Origin of the sequence: Falsarthrobacter nasiphocae, from assembly GCF_031456275.1 — a bacterium.
Taxonomy (GTDB): domain Bacteria; phylum Actinomycetota; class Actinomycetes; order Actinomycetales; family Micrococcaceae; genus Falsarthrobacter; species Falsarthrobacter nasiphocae.
Map to the genome: position 1 here is coordinate 426,354 of NZ_JAVDUI010000001.1, position 20,755 is coordinate 447,108.

15 protein-coding genes, 1 tRNA gene and 1 riboswitch are annotated in these 20,755 nt (G+C 71.5%); of the genes, 6 read left to right on the forward strand and 10 right to left on the reverse strand.

Annotation, left to right across the window (positions count from 1 at the left end; genetic code table 11):
* The first annotated feature begins 4 nt into the window (after positions 1-4).
* Complete coding sequence (locus J2S35_RS01905; protein ID WP_309849227.1) at positions 5-823, forward strand: class I SAM-dependent methyltransferase; 819 nt, start codon at positions 5-7, stop codon at positions 821-823.
* A gap of 44 nt (positions 824-867) precedes the next feature.
* Here J2S35_RS01905 and J2S35_RS01910 read toward each other — a convergent pair whose 3' ends face one another.
* Positions 868-1,641, reverse strand: coding sequence for a PIG-L deacetylase family protein (locus J2S35_RS01910; RefSeq protein ID WP_380083958.1), 774 nt, complete (start codon positions 1,639-1,641; stop codon positions 868-870).
* A 71-nt stretch (positions 1,642-1,712) separates the two neighbouring features.
* Positions 1,713-3,263 carry a S1C family serine protease gene (locus J2S35_RS01915; RefSeq protein WP_309849230.1) on the reverse strand — a complete coding sequence of 517 codons (1,551 nt, stop codon included), beginning with the start codon at positions 3,261-3,263 and terminating at the stop codon, positions 1,713-1,715.
* Between the two features lie 262 nt (positions 3,264-3,525).
* Here J2S35_RS01915 and J2S35_RS01920 point away from each other — a divergent pair, with 262 nt between their 5' ends.
* Both J2S35_RS01920 and J2S35_RS01925 read left to right on the forward strand, forming a co-directional pair.
* A complete protein-coding gene (locus J2S35_RS01920) occupies positions 3,526-5,691 on the forward strand; it encodes a coiled-coil domain-containing protein (RefSeq protein ID WP_309849231.1) in 2,166 nt (721 codons plus the stop codon).
* An 87-nt stretch (positions 5,692-5,778) separates the two neighbouring features.
* Positions 5,779-6,579, forward strand: coding sequence for a PspA/IM30 family protein (locus J2S35_RS01925; protein WP_309849234.1), 801 nt, complete (start codon positions 5,779-5,781; stop codon positions 6,577-6,579).
* A 98-nt stretch (positions 6,580-6,677) separates the two neighbouring features.
* Here J2S35_RS01925 and thiD read toward each other — a convergent pair whose 3' ends face one another.
* Positions 6,678-8,264 carry a bifunctional hydroxymethylpyrimidine kinase/phosphomethylpyrimidine kinase gene (gene thiD, locus J2S35_RS01930; RefSeq protein ID WP_309849236.1) on the reverse strand — a complete coding sequence of 529 codons (1,587 nt, stop codon included), beginning with the start codon at positions 8,262-8,264 and terminating at the stop codon, positions 6,678-6,680.
* The gene (thiM, locus tag J2S35_RS01935; protein WP_309849239.1) at positions 8,261-9,181 is read right to left on the reverse strand and encodes a hydroxyethylthiazole kinase; all 921 of its coding nucleotides are present in this window, start codon (positions 9,179-9,181) and stop codon (positions 8,261-8,263) included. Before thiM ends, thiD begins: the two co-directional genes overlap by 4 nt.
* Positions 9,171-9,275, reverse strand: a riboswitch (TPP riboswitch). (Overlaps the previous gene by 11 nt.)
* A 167-nt stretch (positions 9,276-9,442) precedes the next feature.
* Between thiM and J2S35_RS01940 the strand changes: the two genes are divergently transcribed.
* Positions 9,443-9,853, forward strand: a complete 411-nt coding sequence (locus tag J2S35_RS01940) for a PH domain-containing protein (RefSeq protein WP_309849242.1) — start codon at positions 9,443-9,445, stop codon at positions 9,851-9,853.
* 75 nt (positions 9,854-9,928) lie between these two features.
* On the opposite strand, the gene J2S35_RS01945 is transcribed toward J2S35_RS01940, so the two are convergent.
* The 3 genes from J2S35_RS01945 to J2S35_RS01955 form a co-directional block, all read right to left on the reverse strand.
* Positions 9,929-10,002: transfer RNA gene (locus tag J2S35_RS01945), tRNA-Met, on the reverse strand.
* An 88-nt stretch (positions 10,003-10,090) separates the two neighbouring features.
* Complete coding sequence (locus tag J2S35_RS01950) at positions 10,091-12,925, reverse strand: UPF0182 family membrane protein (RefSeq protein WP_309849244.1); 2,835 nt, start codon at positions 12,923-12,925, stop codon at positions 10,091-10,093.
* Positions 12,926-13,052: 127 nt separating this feature from the next.
* Positions 13,053-14,126, reverse strand: a complete 1,074-nt coding sequence (locus J2S35_RS01955; protein ID WP_309849245.1) for a YlbL family protein — start codon at positions 14,124-14,126, stop codon at positions 13,053-13,055.
* A 119-nt stretch (positions 14,127-14,245) separates the two neighbouring features.
* Here J2S35_RS01955 and J2S35_RS01960 point away from each other — a divergent pair, with 119 nt between their 5' ends.
* Positions 14,246-15,733 carry a zinc-dependent metalloprotease gene (locus tag J2S35_RS01960; RefSeq protein ID WP_309849247.1) on the forward strand — a complete coding sequence of 496 codons (1,488 nt, stop codon included), beginning with the start codon at positions 14,246-14,248 and terminating at the stop codon, positions 15,731-15,733.
* On the opposite strand, the gene J2S35_RS01965 is transcribed toward J2S35_RS01960, so the two are convergent.
* From J2S35_RS01965 to nudC, 3 genes are read right to left on the reverse strand one after another with little or no spacing between them, the layout of a single operon-like run.
* Positions 15,730-16,293 carry a M48 metallopeptidase family protein gene (locus J2S35_RS01965; RefSeq protein WP_309849249.1) on the reverse strand — a complete coding sequence of 188 codons (564 nt, stop codon included), beginning with the start codon at positions 16,291-16,293 and terminating at the stop codon, positions 15,730-15,732. The two genes, J2S35_RS01960 and J2S35_RS01965, sit on opposite strands and share 4 nt — an antisense overlap.
* Positions 16,290-18,407 carry an ATP-dependent DNA helicase UvrD2 gene (locus J2S35_RS01970; RefSeq protein WP_309849250.1) on the reverse strand — a complete coding sequence of 706 codons (2,118 nt, stop codon included), beginning with the start codon at positions 18,405-18,407 and terminating at the stop codon, positions 16,290-16,292. The genes J2S35_RS01965 and J2S35_RS01970 overlap by 4 nt, the downstream gene beginning before the upstream one ends.
* The gene (nudC, locus tag J2S35_RS01975; RefSeq protein WP_309849253.1) at positions 18,404-19,360 is read right to left on the reverse strand and encodes an NAD(+) diphosphatase; all 957 of its coding nucleotides are present in this window, start codon (positions 19,358-19,360) and stop codon (positions 18,404-18,406) included. The genes J2S35_RS01970 and nudC overlap by 4 nt, the downstream gene beginning before the upstream one ends.
* A gap of 98 nt (positions 19,361-19,458) precedes the next feature.
* Here nudC and J2S35_RS01980 point away from each other — a divergent pair, with 98 nt between their 5' ends.
* Entirely contained in the window at positions 19,459-20,742 is a 1,284-nt protein-coding gene (locus tag J2S35_RS01980) for a phosphotransferase (RefSeq protein WP_309849256.1), read from the forward strand.
* Positions 20,743-20,755 lie beyond the last annotated feature (13 nt).

The window sequence follows — 20,755 nt, forward strand, 5'->3', positions numbered from 1 at the left end:
TCCCATGCCCACCCGAGATATCGATCCCCGGCCGCCGTACGGCTCCTCGGGCGCCGAGAGCTTCGAGAGCCTCGCTCCGAGCGTCTGGAACCCGCTCGGCAGCGCCCTGACGTCTGCGGCGGACCTCGTGCCGGGCGAGCAGGTCCTCGACCTCTTCGCGGGCACTGGCGGCGTGTCGCTGCCCGCAGCGCAGGAAGTGGGTCCGGAGGGCACGGTCACGGCCGTCGACCCCTCAGCCGCCCTCCTCGCCCTTGCTGCGGAGAAGGCCCGCACCCTCAATCTGCGCAACCTCCACACGGTGCACGCGGACGCGGCCTCCTTCGAGCCCGAGACGGCCCCGGACGCGGTCCTCCTCGGCCTCGCCATGACGCGCGTCGCAGACCTCACCGGCTTCCTGGGCGGCATCCGCGGGTGTCTCGCCCCCGGCGGGCGGCTTGCCCTCTCCACGTGGTCGGGGCCCGAGCTGCGCGGCCTCCTCACGCCCCTGCTCACGGTCGCCCAGCGGCACAACCGTGCCCTCGAGCAGGGCCCGCTCCCCGGCGCCTTCGAACGCCTCGAGCGGTTCGACACTCCCCTGCGCCTGCGCGAGGACCTCTCCGAGGCGGGGTTCGGCGAGATCGAGTCAGGCGAGATTCACCTCAAGATGAGCCTGGACCGCGAGCTTCTCTGGGACCTCGTGCTGGGCACGTCCCTGCGGCGCGTCCTCACGACGGACGACGCCGAGGCAAACCGGCGCATCCGCAGCGAGTACCTCGACGCCGTGCTGGCCCCCGGGTTCGCCGACTTCAGCGCGACGGCCGAAGTCCACGTCGCCCGGCCGTAGCCCCGCCCGCGGCGGCGCCACGGGCGGCCCCGCCGTCGTCCGCCTCAGAAGCCCGCGAAGGTCCCCGGGCCGTTGACGCAGACCGCATGAAACTCCTCCGCCGCGGTGACAGGCGCGGCCCACTGGCCGGAGTCAGCGCTGGCGCGAAGCTGCGCGCGCACCGTCTCCCGCATGGCCTCCGGGTCCGGGTGCTGGCTCAGGTGGACGTCGAGGGCGCGAAGCTTCGTGTCCACGGCCTCGGTGACGTCCACGCGGAGATTCGTCCGCTCGTCGGGGCCCGCGAAGAGGAACAGCCACGGCAGGCGGTAGGCCTCAAGGCCCTGGGCGCGCAGGTGCTCGTAGGCGTAGTTGTTCTCCACGGCGGGAAAGGCCGCGCGCGTGACGATCTCGCCACACGCCAAGTGGTCCGGGTGAGAGCGGTGAAGGGAGCTCCAGGCCCGCTCGGGGTGCAGCGAGAAGACGATCTGCGGCCTGTGCTCCCGCATGAGGGCGACGACGCGGCCGATCAGCTCGTGGCTCGGGGCGAGATAGCCGTCCCGCTCCCCGAGGAAGACCACGTCTGCGGCCCCTGCAATCTCGGCCGCTCGGCGCTGCTCGGCCCGGCGGGTCTCGACAATGGCGGCGCGCGAGTCGTCGTCGAAGCCGCCCGCGTCACCGTCCGTCATGACGCAGTAGACCACCTTGACGCCCCGCCTCGCCAGGCAGGCGACTGTGCCGCCCGCGCCGAAGTCGACGTCGTCGGGGTGCGCGAAGAACACGAGGGCGGTGCGGACGTCCGCGAGCGCCGCCCCGGCCCTCGAGTCGCCGGAGAAGGCCAGGGACGGGAGCGCGGCGGCGGGAGACTCGGCCGAGGAGGTCTCGGTCGCGGGGTGTTCCGTCACGGGAGGCCTCAATTCTGGGTCGAGGGGATGTCGCCCACCGTGACCTTGAGCTGCTGCTCCTTGCCGTCGCGGAGGATCGTCAGCGTGGCGCTCTGACCGGCCGGGAACGTGCGCACCGCCGCGGTGAGGGACTTCGCGTCCTCGACAACGAGGCTGTCCACGCTCGTGATGACGTCGCCCTTCTTCAGGCCGGCCTTGGACGCTGGCGAGTTCTCCACGACGGAGTTGACGAGGGCACCGGCGGAGAACATCGTGTCCCCCGTGATGCCGGCGGGGCTCTGCGAGGACACCTGGACGCCGAGGTAGCCGTGGCTCGCCTTGCCGTCCTTGATGAGGGAGTCGGCGATCCGCTTGGCGCCGTTGATCGGCAGGGCGAATCCGATGCCGCTCGCGGACTCTCCCTGGGCCGAGCTGGAGGAGGCGATGGCGACGTTGACGCCGATGACCTGGCCCTTGCCGTCGACGAGCGCGCCTCCCGAATTGCCGTGGTTGAGCGCCGCGTCCGTCTGGATGACGTTGACGTAGACGCGGTCAGAGGCGCTCGTGCTCCGCTCGTCCGTGGCCTTGGCGCTGGTGAGGCCGATGGTGCGGCTCTTCGTCGAGATGATGCCGTCCGTGACCGTGCCGCTCAGGCCGAGCGGGGAGCCGATGACGATCGCCATGTCTCCCACGTTGATCTTGTTCGAGTCGCCGAGCGTGGCCGGGGTGAGGTTCGGGGCGTCCACCTTGAGGACGGCGATGTCCGAGAGGGGGTCCGCGCCGACGAGGGTCGCCTGGTACACCTTGTTGTCGTAGAGACGGACCTGGAGGTTGACCCCGTCCGTCTTGCCGTTGACCGTCACGACGTGAGCGTTGGTCAGGATGTGACCCTCCTTGTCGAGGACGATGCCGGACCCCGAGCCGCCCGAGCTCCCCGAGATCGCGGCGATGGTCACGACCGACGGGGACGCCTTCTGCGCGACGGCGCTGGCCGCCGTGGCCTGCTGGCCGTTGGTGATGGTGACCCGGTTGGATGAGGCCTCCCCGCCCGTGCCCTTCGAGGCGGAGACGACAGCCCCGCTGATCCCGCCGCCGACAAGACCGCCGACGAGGGCGGCGACCGCCAGGGGGACGAGGCCTGGACGGGCGCGCCGGGCAGGCTTAACCTGCGGCTGCGGCTGAGGCTGGGCTGTGCCGCTCAGGGGCTGCTGCGGCTGGGCCGCCTGGTGCGCCGAGGCGCCGAGAGTGGGCTGCGCGCCGGGCTGCGGCTGGGAGTACTGGCCGTGGGGTGCGTACTGGCCCTGGGGCGGGTACTGGCCCTGGGGCTGTCGCGCGGGGTCCGGCCAGGACGGCGATCCGGGGGCGGGCGCCTGCTGCTGGGCGGGCTGATGAGGCTGCGCGGGCCACAGCGGCTGAGGGCTCTGACCCTGATGCCCGGGAGACTGGGACGGCGGCGTGACGATGGGCTGCTGCGACGTCGGCTGCCCGCCCGGCACCTGCGGAAGGCGCCCTGTGGCGTCCTCCCCGCGCTGTCCTGACCCGTCCTGGCCCGGCTCCAGCTGCCCGTCTGCATTGCTCATCGCTCGTGCTCCTTCATGCGTCTGCCCTTGGCGGGCCTGCCTCTGATCGTCGCGGCCCGCCCCTCATCCAATCATGACGCAGAGGCCGCCCCCACTGATTGTGTCCGAGTCTCATTGGCCCCAGCTGTGCGGACCCGCCCGCTCGCCTGGGAAGGCCTGGCGGCCCGCGGAGCGCCTGCAGGCTTGTCCAGGGGATTTCTTGGTTACTTCCAGGAAAGGGCTAATAGGCTGAGAGGGAGCATCGACTTGAGGAGTCTCCACCATGCGCTATGACGCACCACGACCTCGCACCCGAGGCACCCTGACGCGCAGCCTCGCGCTCGGGACCCTCCTCACCGTCGGCGGCCTCACAGCGGCCCCCGCGTTTGCAGACAGCCCCATCAGCGTCACGTCCTCCACGCTCGTCAAGGACCCGCACGGCGTCCTCGGCTCACGCACCGGAGAGGTCACGGAGGCCATCCGGCAGGCGGAGTCCCAGAGCGGCTACACGCTGCACATCGTGTACGCGGACCGGTTCGAGAACCCGTCCAACGCGAACTCCTGGGGCGCCAAGGCCCTGTCTTCCAGCAGCCTGGGCAAGAAGGACGTCGTCCTGTACCTCGACACGACCAACCGCTCCATGGACCTGCGCGCCCCGTCCGGCTCCGGCCTGACCAAGCAGGACGGCGAGGCCATCGCCTCCGCCGTCCGCTCGGCGTTCTCCGGCGTCTCGAACCCCACGGCCGCAGACTGGGCGAAGGCCGGCATCGCGGCGAGCTCCGCCGTCGGGCAGATCGGAACCTCCTCCGGCACGTCCGGGACCTCCGGGACCTCCGGGACGGCGTCCCCGGCCTCCGAGAGCGGGGGCGGGGCTGCGGTCGCTGCGGGCGCCGGCGTCGTCGCCCTCGGTGCGGGCGCCGCGTACCTGTACTCGCGGCGCAAGAAGCGCGCAGGCTCCACAGCCTCGCAGCAGCCTCAGATCGCCGGCGGCCCCGCAGCCGGTGCCGCCAGCAGCCCCCTCTACGGGCTGCCCCTGGAGGAGCTGCGAGCGCGCGCGGGCCAGGACATCCTCCAGGCCGACGACGCCATCCACGCCGCCGAACAAGAAGTGGAGTTCGCCAAGCTCCAGTTCGGCGAGGAGGAGGTCAAGCCGCTGCGCGCAGCCATCGCCACGGCCTCCTCGACGATGCAGGAGGCGTACACCTGCCAGCAGCAGCTCGACGACGACATCCCGGACACCGAGGAGCAGACCCGTACCTGGCTCGTGACGATCATCGAGCTGACCGGGCAGGTCAAGGCGTCCCTCGCGGAGCAGCAGTCCGTCTTCGAGCGCCTGCGCGGCATGGAGTCCGGCATTGAGGAGACCCTCAACGCGTTCGACCAGCGCGCCCAGCAGCTCGCCGGACAGCTCACGGACGCCAAGTCGATCGTCGAGGACACCGCTTCGCGGTACTCCCGGCAGGCCGTCCTCCGCGTGCAGGACAACGCCGCACAGGCCGAGGAGCGTCTCGCCTACGTCCGCTCCTGCGTGGACACGGCCCGTCAGCACGTGGCGGCGGGAGACCGCAGCCAGGCCGTCGTCGTCGCCCGCCCGCTCGAGGAGGCCCTGAAGCAGGCGTCCGCTCTCCTGACGCAGATCCACGAGACGGCACAGAGCATCACGGCCCTCGACGCGCGTCTCGACCGCTCGCTCGCGGATGCCAAGGCGGACGCCGCCCAGGCCGCCGCCGCCGCCAAGAGCGGGAGCGCCGCCGGCTCCGAGCTCACCGCGGCCGCCGCAGGCCTCCAGGAGACCATCGCGCTCGTGGAGGCCGAGCGGCAGCGCGGCCACTACGACCCGATCGACCTCTCGGAGCGTCTCGACATCGCCCGGGACCGTGTGAGTCACATCCTCTCCGCCGCATCGCAGACCGAACAGGCGCAGCGCCAGGCCGCCCAGGAGCTCGACCGCACACTGGAGCGCGCCCAGCGCCGCGTCGACACAGCCCGGGACTTCATCGAGGCCCGCCGCGGCGGCGTCGGCGCCCAGGCCCGCACGCGCCTCTCCGAGGCCATGCGCACCTTCGACGAGTCCCTCGTCTACCGCGGATCGGACCCGGTCCGCGCCCTCGACCTCGCGCAGCAGTCCCTGCGCCTGGCCGACGACGCCCTCTCCCTCGCCGACCGCGACGTCTCCGCCTTCCAGCAGGGCGGCTACGGCGGCGGATTCGGTGGAGGCTACGGCGGCGGCTTTGGAGGGGGCTACGGCGGGGGCCGCTCGTCCGGCATGGGCGGAGCGCTCCTCGGCGGGCTCGTCCTTGGAGGACTCCTCGACAACATCTTCGACGGAGGCGGACACGCCGGCGGGTTCAGCGGAGGCGGCGGCTTTGACGGCGGCGGCTTCGGCGGGATCGATCTCGGCGGCGGCGACTTCGGCGGAGGAGACTTCGGCGGAGGCGGCGACTTCTAGCGGCCCACCCCCGGACCGGCCAGGCCGTCGTCGTCATCTCCTGGCCACGCTCACTCGCACGACCAACCAACGAAGGCAGGAAACCCCATGGTTAAGCAGTCCATCTTCGGGCGCATCGCCCAGCTCACCCGCGCGAACATCAACGCCCTCCTGGACCAGGCCGAGGACCCGCAGAAGATGCTGGACCAGATGGTCCGCGACTACCGCAACAACATCGCGGAGGCGGAGCAGGCCGTGGCCCAGACCATCGGCAACCTCCGCATGCTGGAGAAGGACCACGCCGAGGACGTCGAGGCCGCCCGCTCCTGGGGCGCCAAGGCCCTCGCGGCGAGCCGTCAGGCGGACACGTTCCGGGCGCAGGGCAACTCTGCGGACGCCGAGAAGTTCGACAACCTCGCCAAGGTCGCCCTCCAGCGGCAGATCCAGTCGGAGGGCGAGGCCAAGGCGGTCGAGCCGACCATCGCCTCCCAGCAGGAAGTCGTCGCGAGCCTCAAGAAGGGCCTCGACGGCATGCGCGGCAAGCTCGGCGAGCTCGAGGCCAAGCGCAACCAGCTCGTGGCCCGCGCCAAGGTCGCGGACGCGCAGTCCAAGGTCACGGATGCCATGAAGGGCATCGACATGATGGACCCGACGAGCGAGATCTCCCGCTTCGAGGAGAAGGTCCGCCGCGAGGAAGCCCGCGTCATGGGCCAGCAGGAGCTCCAGGCGTCCTCGATCGACGCCCAGTTCAACCAGCTTGAGGACCTCGGCGAGATGACCGAGATCGAGGCACGCCTCGCCGCCCTCAAGGCCGGCACCACCGAGGCGCCCCGGGCGATCAGCGGCGGGGACGCGTCGGCCGCTGACCAGCTCAGCATCGACTACTCGAAGGGCCAGGAGCAGCACTAGGGCTCACGACTCCTCCCAGGCCGGGCCCCGAGCCCAGCGGCGGCAGCTCAGGCTGCGTGCCGTTGGGCCCGGGGCCCCGTCGTCGGACCCCGCGTCCGCTACCGCTGAGGCAGGGGCTGCGGCTCGAGCAGCGCGTCGCACGGTGCGTCGAAGAAGTCCCGCTCCAGCTCCATGGAGCGCCGGAACGCGGCCGCCATCCGCGAGCGTTCTTCCGGGCCGGCGTGCCCCGCGGCCTCGTCCGTCAGCTCGATGGCCACGCGCGTGGACTCCCGGAACTCGTCCGTCCCGTACGTCGCAAGCCAGTCCACATACGGGTGCTCGGGCCGCGCCGCCTCGGCGAGCTCCTCCCCCACGGCCTGGTACAGCCAGAAGCACGGGAGGACGGCCGCGGCGAGCTCCGCGTAGCTGCCGCGCGCGCTGACGGCGAGGAGGTGATCCGTGTACGCCCGGGTCATCGGCGCGGCCTCGGGCGACCCCTCGCGCGCGTGGGACAAGTGCAGGGCCGCCTCCACCTCGAGGCACTCCTGCGAGGCCCGGGCCCAGAAGGCCTGCGCCCGACGAGTCGGGGCCACGGCCGCAAGGCTCGCCAGGGCGCGAGCGTACTCGTCCAGGTAGAGCAGGTCCTGGGCGAGGTACCACTCGAATCGGGCGCGCTCCAGCGTCCCCGCCGCGAGCCGAGTGACGAACCGGCCCTGCGACGACGCGGCCCGCACGTCCGCGCACGCATCCCACTGCTCGCGCGCCCACGAGGACGGCCGCGCGAGATGCCGGGTGCGCACCCCATGGTCCACGGGCCCGTGCCCGCGGCCAACGTTCAGGGCATCGGCGGCCCGCAGCGCGTCCGTCAGCCACCCCTTCGCCCTGGGCAGCGCATCCTCCCAGGTCAGCCCCCACGCGCCAAGGGCGGCCATCGCCGAGGAGAGCGAGCAGCCGGTCCCGTGGGTGTTCTTCGTGTCAATCCGCTCCCCCGGAACCTCGGTGATCGCGTCAGCGCGGACCACGGCGTCGTTCGCGTCCTCGCCCTCGAGGTGCCCTCCCTTGAGCAGGACGACGACGCCCGCGGAGGCCGCGAGGTCCTCGGCTTGGCGGCGCGCCTCGGCCCACGTCCGGGCGGGCGCGCCCCCGGTCAGGACGGCGAGCTCGGGGATGTTGGGCGTGACCAGGTCGGCCAGCGGCACGAGACCCCGGACGGCGGCCTCGGCGTCGTCATCAAGGAGGCGGTCACCGCTCGAGGCGACCATGACCGGATCGAAGACCACAAGCGGGGGCCTGACGTCGCTGAGCCAGCGCCGGACCGTCTCGACGGTGTCGGCCGAGCCGAGCATGCCGATTTTGACTGCGTCGATCTCGACGTCGTCCGACACGCTGCACAGCTGCTCCTCGAGGAAGGACTGCGGCGGGGTGTGGACGCCGCGGACGCCCTGCGTGTTCTGCGCGACGAGCGCGGTCACGACGCCCATGCCGTACGCCCCCATGGCGGCGAAGGACTTGAGATCCGCCTGGAGCCCAGCGCCGCCCGTGGGATCCGTTCCGGCAATGCTCAGGACGCGGGGCACCCGGTCAGTTGCGGCGGCCAGGGCCCGTGCCAGGTCCGTCTCGCGGGCGAGAGCCTGGGGCGTGTCCCCCGGGCGCGCGTCTGCGGAAGCTGGCGCGGCGGCCGGCGTGGTCTCGTTGGTCTGGCTCATGCCGTCACCTCCGTGATGCGGTTGTTCAGGTCCTCCGGGGTCACGCGGGCGAGCTCGTCGATGAACCGCATCGCGAACGAGCCCGGCCCCTCGCTCGCTGCCGCCGCCCGCTCCGACGCCACGGCATAGAGCGCCGAGGCAGCCGACGCCGCCTCGAGGGGGCCCGTGACCCCCGCGAACGCGGCCATGACGGCGCCGAGCGAGCAGCCTCCGCCTGTCATGCGCGTCAGCAGCTCGCTTCCGCCGGTCACCGTGATGAGGCGCGTCCCATCGGTGATGAAGTCAGTCTCCCCAGAGACGGCGACGACGAGGCCGCGGCGCTTGGCCAGCGCCCTCGCGGCCTCCAGGGCGTCCGCCGACTCCGCCGTGGCGTCGACACCGCGCCCGCCCTCTCCCTCCCCCGCCATGACGAGGATCTCGGAAGCGTTGCCGCGGATGATGGCCGGGCAGGCCTCGAGCAGCTCGAAGGCGAGGGCCGTGCGGACTGGGAGCGCGCCGACCGCCACCGGGTCGAGCACCCAAGGCGTCTCCTGCTGGGCTGCTTCGAGGGCTGCCTCCCGCTGCTCGCGGGTCGGTGTGCCGAGGTTGACGAGGACGCCGTCAGCCATGGCCGCGAACCCGCCCGCCTCACCGGGGATGTCGCACATGGCTGGCGAGGCTCCGAGGGCGAGGAGGACGTTGGCCGTGTAGTTCGTGACCACGGCGTTCGTGATGCACTGCACGAGCGGGTGGCGCTGGCGCAGCGCGGTCAGGGCTCCAGCCGCGTCGATCGGGCCGGGCTGGGAGGGGTGGCCGGGCTGGGAGGCCGGACCGGGCTGGGAGGCCGGACCGGTCTGGGAGGCCGGACCGGTCTGGGCGGCCTCTGCGGGGTGGGCGGAGACAGCGCTCGCGCCGTTGGGAGGCTGTGGTGAAGCCATGGGACATCCCTTCGCTAGTTCTACCTAGATCAGGTTCGACGGGTCTGCTCTCAGCCAGCGGCGGATCGGCGCGCTGGCACCCCGTGTCACTTTTCTCAGGTTAGCACCGGGGCCGTGACCGCCGAGGCGCGCGATACCATTCAGATCAGAAGGCGCAGGCCCGGATGACCACCCCGCGGAGCGAACCCTGCACCGCCCCGTGATCGTTGCGTCCGCGCCTCCACCCCGGAGTCCGGTCGCAAGCGTGTCAAGGAATGGTCGATGGGCATCTTCTCCCCTCTGCACACCCACCTCACGAATCCGCACATTGTTGCCGTGATCAAACCCCACTACTGGCGGCTTGGCACCTATTCTCCGGAGGTGGAGCGTGCCCGGCCGGCCGTCGTCGCCGCGGGAACACAAGAGCTCTTCGACGAGCCCGTGATGCTCTTCTGCGGAAGCAGCAAGTCCGCTGCCTTTTTCCTCGCAGACCGCGTCATCCTTGTCCAGGCTGGCCTGGTGGGCTCGCGGACGCGCGAGCTCCGCTACGACCGCGTCCAGGTGGTGAGAACGAAGCAGGGAGCGCTCACCGGCGAGGTGGTGGCCGAGTACGCGGGCGGCGAGGTGAGAATCAGGATGCCGGCGAGCAAGGTCCAGGAGGCAGCGCGACTCTTGCGCTCGAAGGCCGGCTGAGGGACGCGGTGCGAGCCCGCATGCGGGAAGCCCCCGGAACCAAACCTGGTTCCGGGGGCTTCCCGTGTTTCTTAGTGGCGGGGGCAAGATTTGAACTTGCGACCTCCGGGTTATGAGCCCGGCGAGCTACCGAACTGCTCCACCCCGCGTCAACAAACTCAACGTTACGCGAGTGCGACATCTTTGGCAAATCGAAGGGGGCCTCTGAGGTCGACGTCACACGCGGGGTGGGTCAGGCTACTTGGTGTTTGCCGCCTTCTCCTCGGCGGCGATGGCTGCGGCCAGGGCCTTCTTGAGGTCCTCCTGGGCCGTCCCGTAGGCCGCGAAGTCGCCCTTGGCGAGCGCGTCCTGGCCGCGCTTCATCGCCTCGCTCGCGCTGGAGAGCGCCTGGCGCAGCTCGTCTGAGGCGGGCTTGGAGGCGTTCGGCTTCGTCGTGTCCTTGTCAGCAGGCGTGCTGGTGGACCCCGTTCCGCTCTTCGCCGCGTATCCCTTGAAGATCTGGTCGAGCGCCTCGTCAAGCGTGGGTGCGAACCCGACCTCTTCTCCGAAGTTCACGAGGACTCGGCGCAGGGTCGGCATCTTGATGCCCTCCTTCGCCTGGACGTAGACGGGCTGCACGTAGAGAATGCCGTCGCCAGCGGGCAGGGACAGCAGGTTGCCGTTGATGACCTGGGAGGCGCCCGAGCTGAGCAGGTTGAGCTCCTTGCTCACGGTCGGGTTCGACGTGAAGCGCGTCTGCGCCTGACCCGGCCCTGGCACAACCGTGTCCCGCGGGAGCTCGAGCAGCGTCAGCCGCCCGTACCCCTCGGCCACCTTGCCCTGGGTCGAGCCGGCCTCACCGTTCGCGGAGAGGAAGCCGTACATGACGTCGCGCTGCTGCCCGCTTCGCAGGTTGCTCGAGATGAACGGGGTCGTCAGGGCGAAGGACGCCGCCGACTCGCCCGGCATCTTCAAGCTCATGTAGTAAGGCGGCTGGAGGGCCTTCGCCGACGAGGTCGGGTCGTTCGGCACAACCCAGGCGTCGTCGTTGTTGAAGAGACGATTGGCGTCCGTGACGTGATAGCGGCCGAGCATTTCACGCTGGACCTTGAACTGGTCCTGCGGATAGCGGACGTGAGACAGGAGGCCGCCGCTCATCTCGGAGCGGTCCCGGATCACGCCCGGGTAGATCCTCTTCCAGGCGCGCAGGATCGGGTCCTCGTCCCAGGAGTACAGGCGCACCGTGCCGTCGTAGGCGTCGACCGTCGCCTTGACGGAGTTGCGCATGTAGTTGGCCTTCTTGGCGGGCAGGGCCTCGCGGCGCCCGGCGCTCGTGTTCGTGTCGGTCGTCGCGGAGCTGAGCTCCGTCGGCGTGGAGTACGGGTACTTGTCAGAGACCGTGTAAGCGTCGACGATCCACTGGACGCGCCCGTCGACGACGGCCGGATAGGCGTTGTCGTCCACCGTGAGGAACGGTGCGGCCGCGGCGACGCGCTCGCGCGGGTCCCGCTTGTAGAGGATCTGGGACTCCTTGTGGACCCCGTTGGAGAGCAGAATGTTCGTGGACCCGAACTTCAGCGCGTACGCGAGCCGGTTGACGGGGTTGTCCAGGCGGGGGCCGCCGTTGCCGCTGAAGCTCGTGCGGGACTCCTCCGCGGAGGCGTCCGTGTTCTGGGGGCGGTCGATCTCCTGGGGGGCCGAGCCCTCCGGCGCTCCGACGATCGAGTAGTCCGGTGACTTCTGCCCGAAGTAGATGCGGGGCTCGTACTCCCCGAGCTTGCCGGACGTGGGGATGCCGGACTGCATGAACTCTGGCTTGCCGTCAGAAGAGACCTTCGAGCCGTACGCGGCGACAACGCCGTAGCCGTGCGTGTAGACGAGGTGCCGGTTGACCCATGAGTCCGGGGTGCCGTCGACGTTGAGCTCTCGCACCGCGATGACAGTGTCCTGCGTCTTGCCGTCCAGGGCGTAGCGATCCACGTTGAGCTGCGCGGGGAACTGGTAGTACGGGCGGTACTGCTGCAGCTGGGCGAAGGCATTCGAGACCACGTTGGGGTCCAGGAGGCGCACGTTGTTGAGCGAGGCCGCGTCCTTGCCGAGGGCCTCAGCGCTGGCCTTGGTCGTGGCGTCGTACTGCCTGACCTCCACCTTGTCGAGGCCGTACGCGGCGCGGGTCGCGTCAATGTTGTGCTTGATGAACGGGTTCTCCCTCGACTGCGCGCTCGGCGTCACCACATACTGCTGGACGCCCCACGGCACGAGCACGCCCGCCACGAGTCCTGTCAGCGCGAGGGCTGCGAGCCCCACTGTGGGCAGGGAGGAGCGGCGCATCCGCGCCGAGACGAGGAAGACAAGGGCGACGACGACGCAGGCCGCCGCGAGGATGGCCATGCTCGGCATCCGGACGTTGGCGTCCGTGAAGAGCGCGCCAGCCCAGGCCCCGTTGGCCTCGTGCAGCACGCCGTACCGCCCCAGCCAGACCCTCACGCCCACGAGCACAAGAGTCACCGCCCCGGCCGCGAGGACCGCGCGCCGCGTTCCCCGGGCCACGAACAGGCCCTCGGGCCGGGCCGCGATGTGCCCGGACATCCAGGCGAAGTACACGAGCGCCGCAAGGACGAGGAGCGAGGAAGCAAGCGCGAGCGTGGCGAGGAACGTCAGGGCCGGCAGCACCATGACGTAGAACGAGACGTCGTGGCCGTAGATCGGGTCCGCGGCCCCGAAGCTCTCCGCCGTGAAGAGGAGAGCGAACGCCTGCCAGTTCTGGGCGCCGGCCAGCCCGGCCACGAAGCCAGCGAAGGCTGGCACTGCCCAGAGGAACGCGCGCCGGTACGGGCCCAAGAGGCGGTGGTACTGGCGGACGGCCTCGCTCGCGAACCGCGACGGCTCAAGCGCAAGGCGGCGGCGCAGGACAAGGTGGAGCGGGACGGCGACGATGAGGAAGGCCGCCGCGAACCCCAGCGCAGAGAATCCGGCGTTCCGCCAGAAGACGCCGCCGTAGCCAAGCTGGTTGTACCAGAGGACGTCCGTGTACATCTCGAGAAGGAGCCGCGCTCCCAGCAGCACCGCCACGAGCAGGCTCACGAGCCGCACGGTGCGTGTGGCTCTGGGCGGGCGGGGGGCTGTGGGGCGAGCGGTCATCATGTCCTCGTCAGATGGGCCTGGTGAGTCCGGTCACCCGCGCCGGCGGGTCACCGTTCTCAGACCATTCTCCCTGATCTCAGCCGCAGGTCGGTAGCGCCTGTGGATTGCTCTCCCTCGTCTCGCCGCGCCCGATGGCGGTCACGGCGGCGGCGGCCTGCTCCAGCGTGGCGACCCGAACGACCTCCATGCCGGACGGCACGTGGCCCACGACATCCCCGCAGTTGGCGGCGGGCGCCAGGAAATACCGGGCCCCCGAGCGGGACGCGCCGATCATCTTCTGCTGGATCCCGCCGATGGGCCCCACCTCCCCCGTCGCCTGGATCGTGCCCGTCCCGGCGATCGCATGGCCGTTGGTCTGGTCCCCCGGGGTGAGCTCCTCGAGCAGGCCGAGGGCGAACATCATGCCCGCGCTCGGGCCACCCACGTCCCGGAGGTTGAACGTCGGCGTGAACGGGAACGTGAAGTCGTTCTTCAGGTAGACCCCCAGGACCCAGCGCTGCTCTTGCTTGACCGGCTTGACCGTCAGCTCGCGCCGGGCCCCGTCCCTCAGGACGGTCAGCGCCACGGGCTTGCCCTCGGAGGCCTCCACGGCTTTGCGGAGCGCGACGACGTCAGCCACGGGGCCCCCACCCGCCGCGAGGATCTGGTCCCCGTCCTTGAGGACGCCAGCCGCCGGCGCGCCCTTGACGAGCGCCTGGACGACGAGCCTCTTCTGGTACGGGATCCCGAGGCGGGTGTACGCGGCGGCGACCGCGGCGTTCTGCGAGTTGGTCATCTCGAGGCGGCTCGTGTGCGCGATCTCCTCCGGCGTGGTGTCTCCGGGGAAGATCTCCCTCTCGGGGACGATCCGGCTGTCCCCGCGCAGCCAGGCCCCGAGGATGTCGAATCCGTGGACATCCTGGCCGGGCCCGCCCGTCAGGTAGACCGTGGTCATCGAGAGCGAGCCCGTGGCCGGGTACGTGGGCCGGCCGGCGACCTGGATGACGTCCTCCTTGAGGACGTCGTAGGTCGGCCCGGGCGACTCGATGACGTACGGATACGGGATGACGGCGCCGCCGAGGATGACGGCCACGGCGCCGGCGCCGAGCACAACAGAGGCGGTCCGGCCCCTGCGGCGGCGCGGTTGAGGAGAGGGGGCCACGGTGGACATGAGCGTCATTTTATCCCGTTCGCTCTCAACGAGACACGGCGGCTTCACGGGCCGCACACAGAGGAGTTTCGTAACGTGGCATCAACGGTTGCCCTCACGAGACGCGAAGGACGGACACCATGGCCAGCACACCCGAGAACTGGGACGCCGCGGACCCCTCAGGCGGGGACTCGCCGTCCTTCGAGGAGATCGCGCGCGCCCTTCAGGGGATCATGAGCGGCCAGGGGGACGCGGACCCGGAGGTGCTGCGCTCCCTGGGGCTCCCCACGGACCCCGCCGTCCTCAGGGGCATGATGCAGCAGGCCCAGTCCATGTTCACATCGGCCGCCGACCCGGAGTCCTCATGGGCGCAGGCACGCGAGACGGCCCGCTCCCTCGCCGCCGGCACCGGGGGCGCCGAGGCCGCGGCGAGCGACGCCGAGCGGTCCGGCGTCGACCAGGCATTCAGGCTCGCGAGCCTCTGGCTCGACGAGACGACAGCGTTCGAGTCCCTCCCCGTCCAGCCGCGCGTCTACACGAGGACGCAGTGGGTCGAGGCGTCCTTCGGCACGTTCCGCGAGATGACCGCGCCCATCGCCGCGTCCGTGTCCGCTGCCATGAAGTCCGCCTTCGAGACGCAGGCGCCGCCGGAGATGGCCGCGATGATCAGCGGGGCGAGCGCCATGCTCGACGGCGTGGGCCAGTCCCTCTTCGCCCTCCAGCTCGGCCAGGCCGTGGGCACCCTCGCGGGCTCCGTGCTCTCCACCGGAGACGTGGGCGTGCCCCTCGTCAAGGGCTCCCTGGGGCTCGTGCCTCGGAACGTCGCCGCGTTCGCGGAGGGCTTCGACCTCAGCGCCGACGAGATCAACATCTACCTCGCCCTCCGCGAGGAAGCCCACGCCCGCCTCTTCCACCGCGCCCCCTGGCTGCGCGCGCACGTCCTCCGGGCTGTGGCCGACTTCGCCGCCGGCATCGAGATCGACCCGAGCCGCATGGAAGAGGTCGCCCGGCAGATCGACCCGTCCGCCCCCGGCTCCTTCGAGGAGGCCCTGGGCGAGGGGCTCTTCCAGCCGGCCACCACCCCCGCGCAGGCGGAGGCCCTGACCCGCCTCGAGACGCTCCTCGCGCTCATCGAGGGCTGGGTGGACGTCGTCGTCAACGCCTCGGCGGCCCGCCTGCCGTCCGCCGCCATGCTCGCCGAGACCATCCGCCGCCGCCGCGTCACCCAAGGGCCCACGGAGCAGGCCTTCGCGGGCCTCGTCGGCCTCGAGCTGCGCCCGCGCCGCCTCCGGGACGCCGCGGCGCTCTTCCACTTCATCGAGGCCGAGGGCGGCAGCGAGGCCCGCGACGCCGTCTGGGCCCACCCCGACCTCCTGCCCTCCCCCGCGGACCTCGACGACCCCGCCGGCTACACCTCGCGGCAGCGCGAGCGGGCGGCGGCGGACGCGGACGTCGACGCGGAGCTGGAGAAGCTCCTCTCCGGCGGGTATGACACCGCGCCTGACGGCCAGGACGGCCCTGGCGGGCGTGGGGGCGACGACGCGCCTGGCGGCTCCGCTGGCCCGCGCGGGGACGAGGAGTCGCCCGGCAGCGGTGAGAAGCCCGCCGAGGACGGGCCCCGCCCCTAGTCGGCGGCCCCTCCCGCGCCCGCGCGCAGGCCGTACTCGACCCCGCTGAGATAGACGCGCGCCTCGTCCGTGCGCGGATACCGGCGGCACAGGGCGCGGAAGGCCGGGCCGTGGTTCGGCTCAATGAGGTGCGCCAGCTCGTGCACCAGGACGGCATCCACGACCCACCCCGGCATGCCCGCGAGGATGTGAGAGAGACGGATCGTGCGCGCCTGGACCGAGGCCGAGCCCCAGCGGGTCCGCTGATTCGTCACCCAGCGCACGGACGCTGGCGGCTCCAACCCCGGAAAATGGGCGTCGATGAGGCGGCGGGCGCGTTCCGCCAGGCCGTCGTCGTCCTCTGACCGCGACTCACGGCGCGCCACGAGCCGCTCCACCAGGTCCCGGAAGACCTCCCCCTCCCCCCGGGAGCGGCGGGCCGGGGCGAGAATGACAAGCTCCTCGCCCTCCCAGCGCGCACTCACCGTCTTGACCCGGCGGGCAGAGCGGCGGACCAAGACCTCCCGCGGCCCGGCCAGCGTCCGGACCTCAACCCGCTCCTCGAACGAGCCCGGCGTCACGAGCGGTGCTCCTTGACGAGGGCGAGCACCGCCTCCCCGTAGCGCTCGATCTTCGAGGCCCCGACGCCCGAGATCCCGGCCAGCTCCTGCACCGTGGACGGCAGCACCTCGGCCATGAGCATGAGCGTCGCGTCCGTGAACACGACGAACGCCGGCTTGCCCGTCGCGTCCGCCTCGTCCTTGCGCCACGCGCGCAGCGCCTCGAAGACCGACTCGTCGAAGGAGAGCGGACAATCCGAGCAGTGACGCAGCTTGCGCTCCTGAGGCGAGGTCAGGGGGCTGCCGCACACGACACACACCGCCGCCTTGGACTCGCGTGGCCGCGCGGGGCCCGTCCGCTCGCGGCTCGAGACCGCGCCGTGACGGGCCCGAACGTCCGGAGAGAGCGCGTGAAGGAAACGAGACGGCTTGCGGTTCGCGCTGCCGCCCTTCGTGCGGGAAAGCGCCCACGAGATGTGCAGCTGCTGGCGGGCGCGCGTGATGCCCACGTAGAGGAGGCGGCGCTCCTCGTCGATCTCCGCCTGGGTCTGGGCGTACGAGATGGGCATGAGCCCCTCGCTCATCCCCGCCAGGTACACAGCGTCCCACTCGAGGCCCTTGGCCGTGTGGATCGAGGCCAGCGCCACGCCGTCGAGGGTCGGCACGTGCGCGCTCGCCGCGCGGTCCGTCAGCTCGTCGACGACGTCCTGAAGTGTGACAGCCTCGCCGCGGTCACGGCGCAGGCCAGCCACCTCGTCCGCCACCGCGACAAGCGCCGCCAGCGACTCCCAGCGCTCCCGCTGAGCGCCCGTGCCGGACGGGGCCGTCTCCGCGTACCCGAGCGAGGAGAGCACGGTCCGCGCAAGCTGCCCCGGATCCTCCCCCGGGTCCGCGGCCCGGGCGGCCGCCCGCAGCTGAAGAATGCCCTCCCGGACCTCGCGGCGCTCGTAGAACCGCTCCGCGCCGCGCAGCTTGAACGGCACGCCCGCCGAGCCGAGTGCCTCCTCGAAGGCCTGCGACTGGCCGTTCGTGCGGAAGAGGACCGCGATCTCGCTGGCCGGGGTGCCCGCGGCGATGGTCTTCTTGATGTGGGCCGCGACGGCCTCCGCCTCCGCAGCATCATCCGCCAGCTCCGCGAAGAGGACCTCCGGCCCCGAGGGGCGCTGGGCGCGCAGCTCGAGCGGCTCGGCCCAACGGGCCTCGTCGGCGCCGCCCTGCGAGGACCCGCCCTGGCGGGCCGCAAGGAGGTCGTTGGCCGCCTTGACCACCTGCGGCGTCGAGCGATAGTCCCGGACGAGCTTGACGACGCGCGCCCCCTCATACGCCGAGGTGAACTCCAGAAGATGGCGGCTCGAGGCACCCGTGAAGCTGTAGATCGTCTGGCTCGCGTCACCGACCACGCAGAGCTCCTTGCGGCCGCCCAGCCACAGGTCCAGGAGCCGCTGCTGAAGCGGGGAGACGTCCTGGTACTCGTCGACGACGAAGTAGCGGTACTGCTCCCGCACCGCGGCGGCCACGCGGGCATCGTCCTCAAGGATTCCCACGGTCAGCAGGAGGACGTCCTCGAAGTCGATGACAAGGCGCTCCTCCTTCAGGCCCTCATACGCACGGTAGAGCCGCGCCACCGCACGCTGGTCGAACCCCGTGGGCGGCACGCGGCCGGGCGCGCGCTCATACGCCTCCGGGGTGAGCATCGAGACTTTGGCCCATTCGATCTCCCCCGCGAGGTCCCGGATCGCCGCCCGGTCCGTGGTCAGACGCAGGCGACGGGCGGACTCCGCGATGAGCGCGGCCTTGTTGTCCACGAGCCGGTGCGGCGTGCCGCCAATGGCCTGGGGCCAGAAGTACTGAAGCTGCCGGAGGGCCGCCGAGTGGAACGTGCGCGCCTGGACGCCGTGCGCCCCGAGGGCACGAAGACGGGCCCGCATCTCGGCTGCGGCGCGGGCCGTGAAGGTCACCGCCAGGACCTGCTGCGGCTTGTAGACGCCGCTGGCCACGCCGTAGGCGATCCGGTGCGTGATGGCGCGCGTCTTGCCCGTGCCCGCGCCGGCCAGGACCACCATGGGCCCGGTCAGGTTCGCGGCGACCTCTCGCTGCTCGGGATCCAGCGCCGCCAGGATGTCGTCCGGGTTCATCGAGTCTCCTCCGCCTCGTGCCACGCGCGGATGAGCGCGCGCGAGATCGACGCCGTGCCAGGGAGGGTGACGCTGCCGTCCGCCACGGCCTCCTCCAGCTCTGCCCTCGAGAACGCGCGGGCGCTGACGATCTCCGTGCCGTCGGCCACGGGCGGCGACGACGTCGTCGCAATGAACCCCAGCATGAGCGAGCGCGGGAACGGCCAGGACTGCGAGCCGAGGTAGCGGACGCGGTCCACCCGGACGCCGACCTCCTCCCGGAGCTCGCGGACCACGGCCTCCTCGGGGGTCTCGCCCGGCTCGACGAACCCGGCGAGGGTGGAGTACCGGGTCTCCGGCCACCCGGCGGCGCGGCCGAGAATGATGCGGTCCTCCTCGTCCACGAGCGCGACGATGACGGCCGGATCCGTCCTCGGGAAGAGCTCTGTACCGGTCACCGGGTCCACGCGGACCCACCCGGAGTGCGCGGTGCCGGTCGGGCGCCCCGTCTCCGGGGAGAACCGGTGGCTTGCGTGCCACGCTGCCATGGCCTGCGCGTGGGTCAGCGCGGCGAGGACGCCACCGTCCCCCGCGTCAACGGCGTCCGCGAAAGCGGACCGGCCCGGGACCCAGGCAAGGCCCGCGCGCGGGGTCTCCTGCGCGGCCTCGGCCGGGAGAACGAGGGCAATGACACCGGCGGTGTCCGCGCCGGTCAGCTCTCCGAGGGCGACGACGGCGAGCGCGCCCGTCTCAAGCACCGCCGCGACCTCAGGGCCGTGCAGCACCTCGCCACCGGGGGCCGTGAGGACGTCCGTCCTGCCAGCTGGGTGGGCGGCGATGACGACGTAGCGGGTTGTCGAGGCACCTCGCAGGCGCACGAGCAGGCGGTCCCCCGCCCGCTCCTCCGCCGCGCGGCTCACCCCGCCGGCTGCCGGAGGGGACGCGGGCAGGACGGCACGGTCGAAAGAGGGCATGCTCTTAACGGTACTCCCCCAGGCTGGACCGAGCCGGATGACAGGGCACGTTCAGGCCCCCTCCCAGCCCTGGGCTGAAAGTCCGCTAGCGTGAAGAGGTGACTTCCGACGAGAACCTTGACGCCCTTCGCCTAGCCGCCCTCGCCTCTGCCGCGCTGGAGGGCGTGTCGATCGTGTCCGTTGCAGGGCTGGCTCGCTCAGAGGACACGGTGTCAACACAGGTGCGGGCGGCCGACGGCGAGCGGTTCGGCGTGATCTCCGCCGAGACGCCGGAGGCGAGCACGTCGCTGCTCGTCGAGTCTGACCTGCTCCAGCTGGTCGCCCACCACGTCGGGGACGACCTCGTGGTCGCGACGCCCGCGGGACGGTACTCGCGGGGCACGCTCTCCACCGTTGTGTTCAAGGACATCGCGTCTGAGCCCCTCGAGGGGTCCGGCTGGGAGAGGGACCCGGAGTGCCTCGAGCGCGTGGGCCGTGCTCTCGCGGCGATCCACCTGATGCCTGCTCACGCGCTGGAGGATGCCGGGCTTCCGTTCTATGAGGCGAGCGAGGTCCGCTCTCGTATGCTCAACCTCCTGGACGCCGCGGCGCAGACCGGCCGCGTCCCGTCCGCTCTGCTCTCCCGCTGGGAGGGGGTCCTCGATGAGGCGGGCCTGTGGCGGTTCACGCCCACGCCGGTGCACGGCGATCTCCACGAGGGCCAGTTCCGCGCGACTGCGGACTCCATCCATGTGACGGGCTGGTCTGAGCTGTGCGTGGCGGACCCTGCCCAGGACTTCGCGTGGGTCATGGGCTTGGACCCGGCGCACCGGATGGCGGTCTTGGACGCGTATTCGGACGCTTTGGCCCGCCGCGACCACCCGCGGGACACCTCCCTTGTGCGTCGCTCGATGTTCCATGCTGAGTTCGCCGTCGCCGAGTACCTTCTCACCGCCTTGCGCTCGCGCGACGACTCCCGGGTCTCGACGGCGTCCCGCCTCCTCTTGGAGCTGGCCCGTCGCCTGGACCCTGCTGCGACCCTGCCGGCCCCGGCCGAGGACGGCGCGGACGACGACGCACATTCTCCCGAGGACGGTGAGACGCCGCCGGAGGCGAGCGCGCCCGAGCCGAGCAAGCCCGAAGCGAGCGTGCCTGAGGCATCCGTGCCAGGCGTGCCTGAGGCATCCGTGCCAGGCGTGCCTGAGGCATCCGCGCCTGGGGCGAGCGTTCCCGAGGAGGCGGCGAACCGTCAGGACGCGGAGCCGCCCTTGGAGCCGGTGGGCCGCACGCTGGCAGATCGTGTCTCTGAGAAGCGAGAGACCCACGGCAGCCACGTCGCCGAGCCTGAGACAACCCTCCATCGGGCCATCACGCCGGTCGACGTCCTCGGCACAGACCGCTAGGCGCCGCCACGCG

What these genes read in the sequence shown, in the direction of transcription:
- J2S35_RS01905 (WP_309849227.1), top strand. Translation starts at nt 5, where the DNA reads ATGCCCACCCGAGATATCGATCCCCGGCCGCCGTACGGCTCCTCGGGC.
- J2S35_RS01915 (WP_309849230.1), bottom strand. Translation starts at nt 3,263, where the DNA reads ATGAGCAATGCAGACGGGCAGCTGGAGCCGGGCCAGGACGGGTCAGGA.
- J2S35_RS01920 (WP_309849231.1), top strand. Translation starts at nt 3,526, where the DNA reads ATGCGCTATGACGCACCACGACCTCGCACCCGAGGCACCCTGACGCGC.
- J2S35_RS01925 (WP_309849234.1), top strand. Translation starts at nt 5,779, where the DNA reads ATGGTTAAGCAGTCCATCTTCGGGCGCATCGCCCAGCTCACCCGCGCG.
- thiD (WP_309849236.1), bottom strand. Translation starts at nt 8,264, where the DNA reads ATGAGCCAGACCAACGAGACCACGCCGGCCGCCGCGCCAGCTTCCGCA.
- thiM (WP_309849239.1), bottom strand. Translation starts at nt 9,181, where the DNA reads ATGGCTTCACCACAGCCTCCCAACGGCGCGAGCGCTGTCTCCGCCCAC.
- J2S35_RS01940 (WP_309849242.1), top strand. Translation starts at nt 9,443, where the DNA reads ATGGGCATCTTCTCCCCTCTGCACACCCACCTCACGAATCCGCACATT.
- J2S35_RS01955 (WP_309849245.1), bottom strand. Translation starts at nt 14,126, where the DNA reads ATGTCCACCGTGGCCCCCTCTCCTCAACCGCGCCGCCGCAGGGGCCGG.
- J2S35_RS01960 (WP_309849247.1), top strand. Translation starts at nt 14,246, where the DNA reads ATGGCCAGCACACCCGAGAACTGGGACGCCGCGGACCCCTCAGGCGGG.
- J2S35_RS01970 (WP_309849250.1), bottom strand. Translation starts at nt 18,407, where the DNA reads ATGAACCCGGACGACATCCTGGCGGCGCTGGATCCCGAGCAGCGAGAG.
- nudC (WP_309849253.1), bottom strand. Translation starts at nt 19,360, where the DNA reads ATGCCCTCTTTCGACCGTGCCGTCCTGCCCGCGTCCCCTCCGGCAGCC.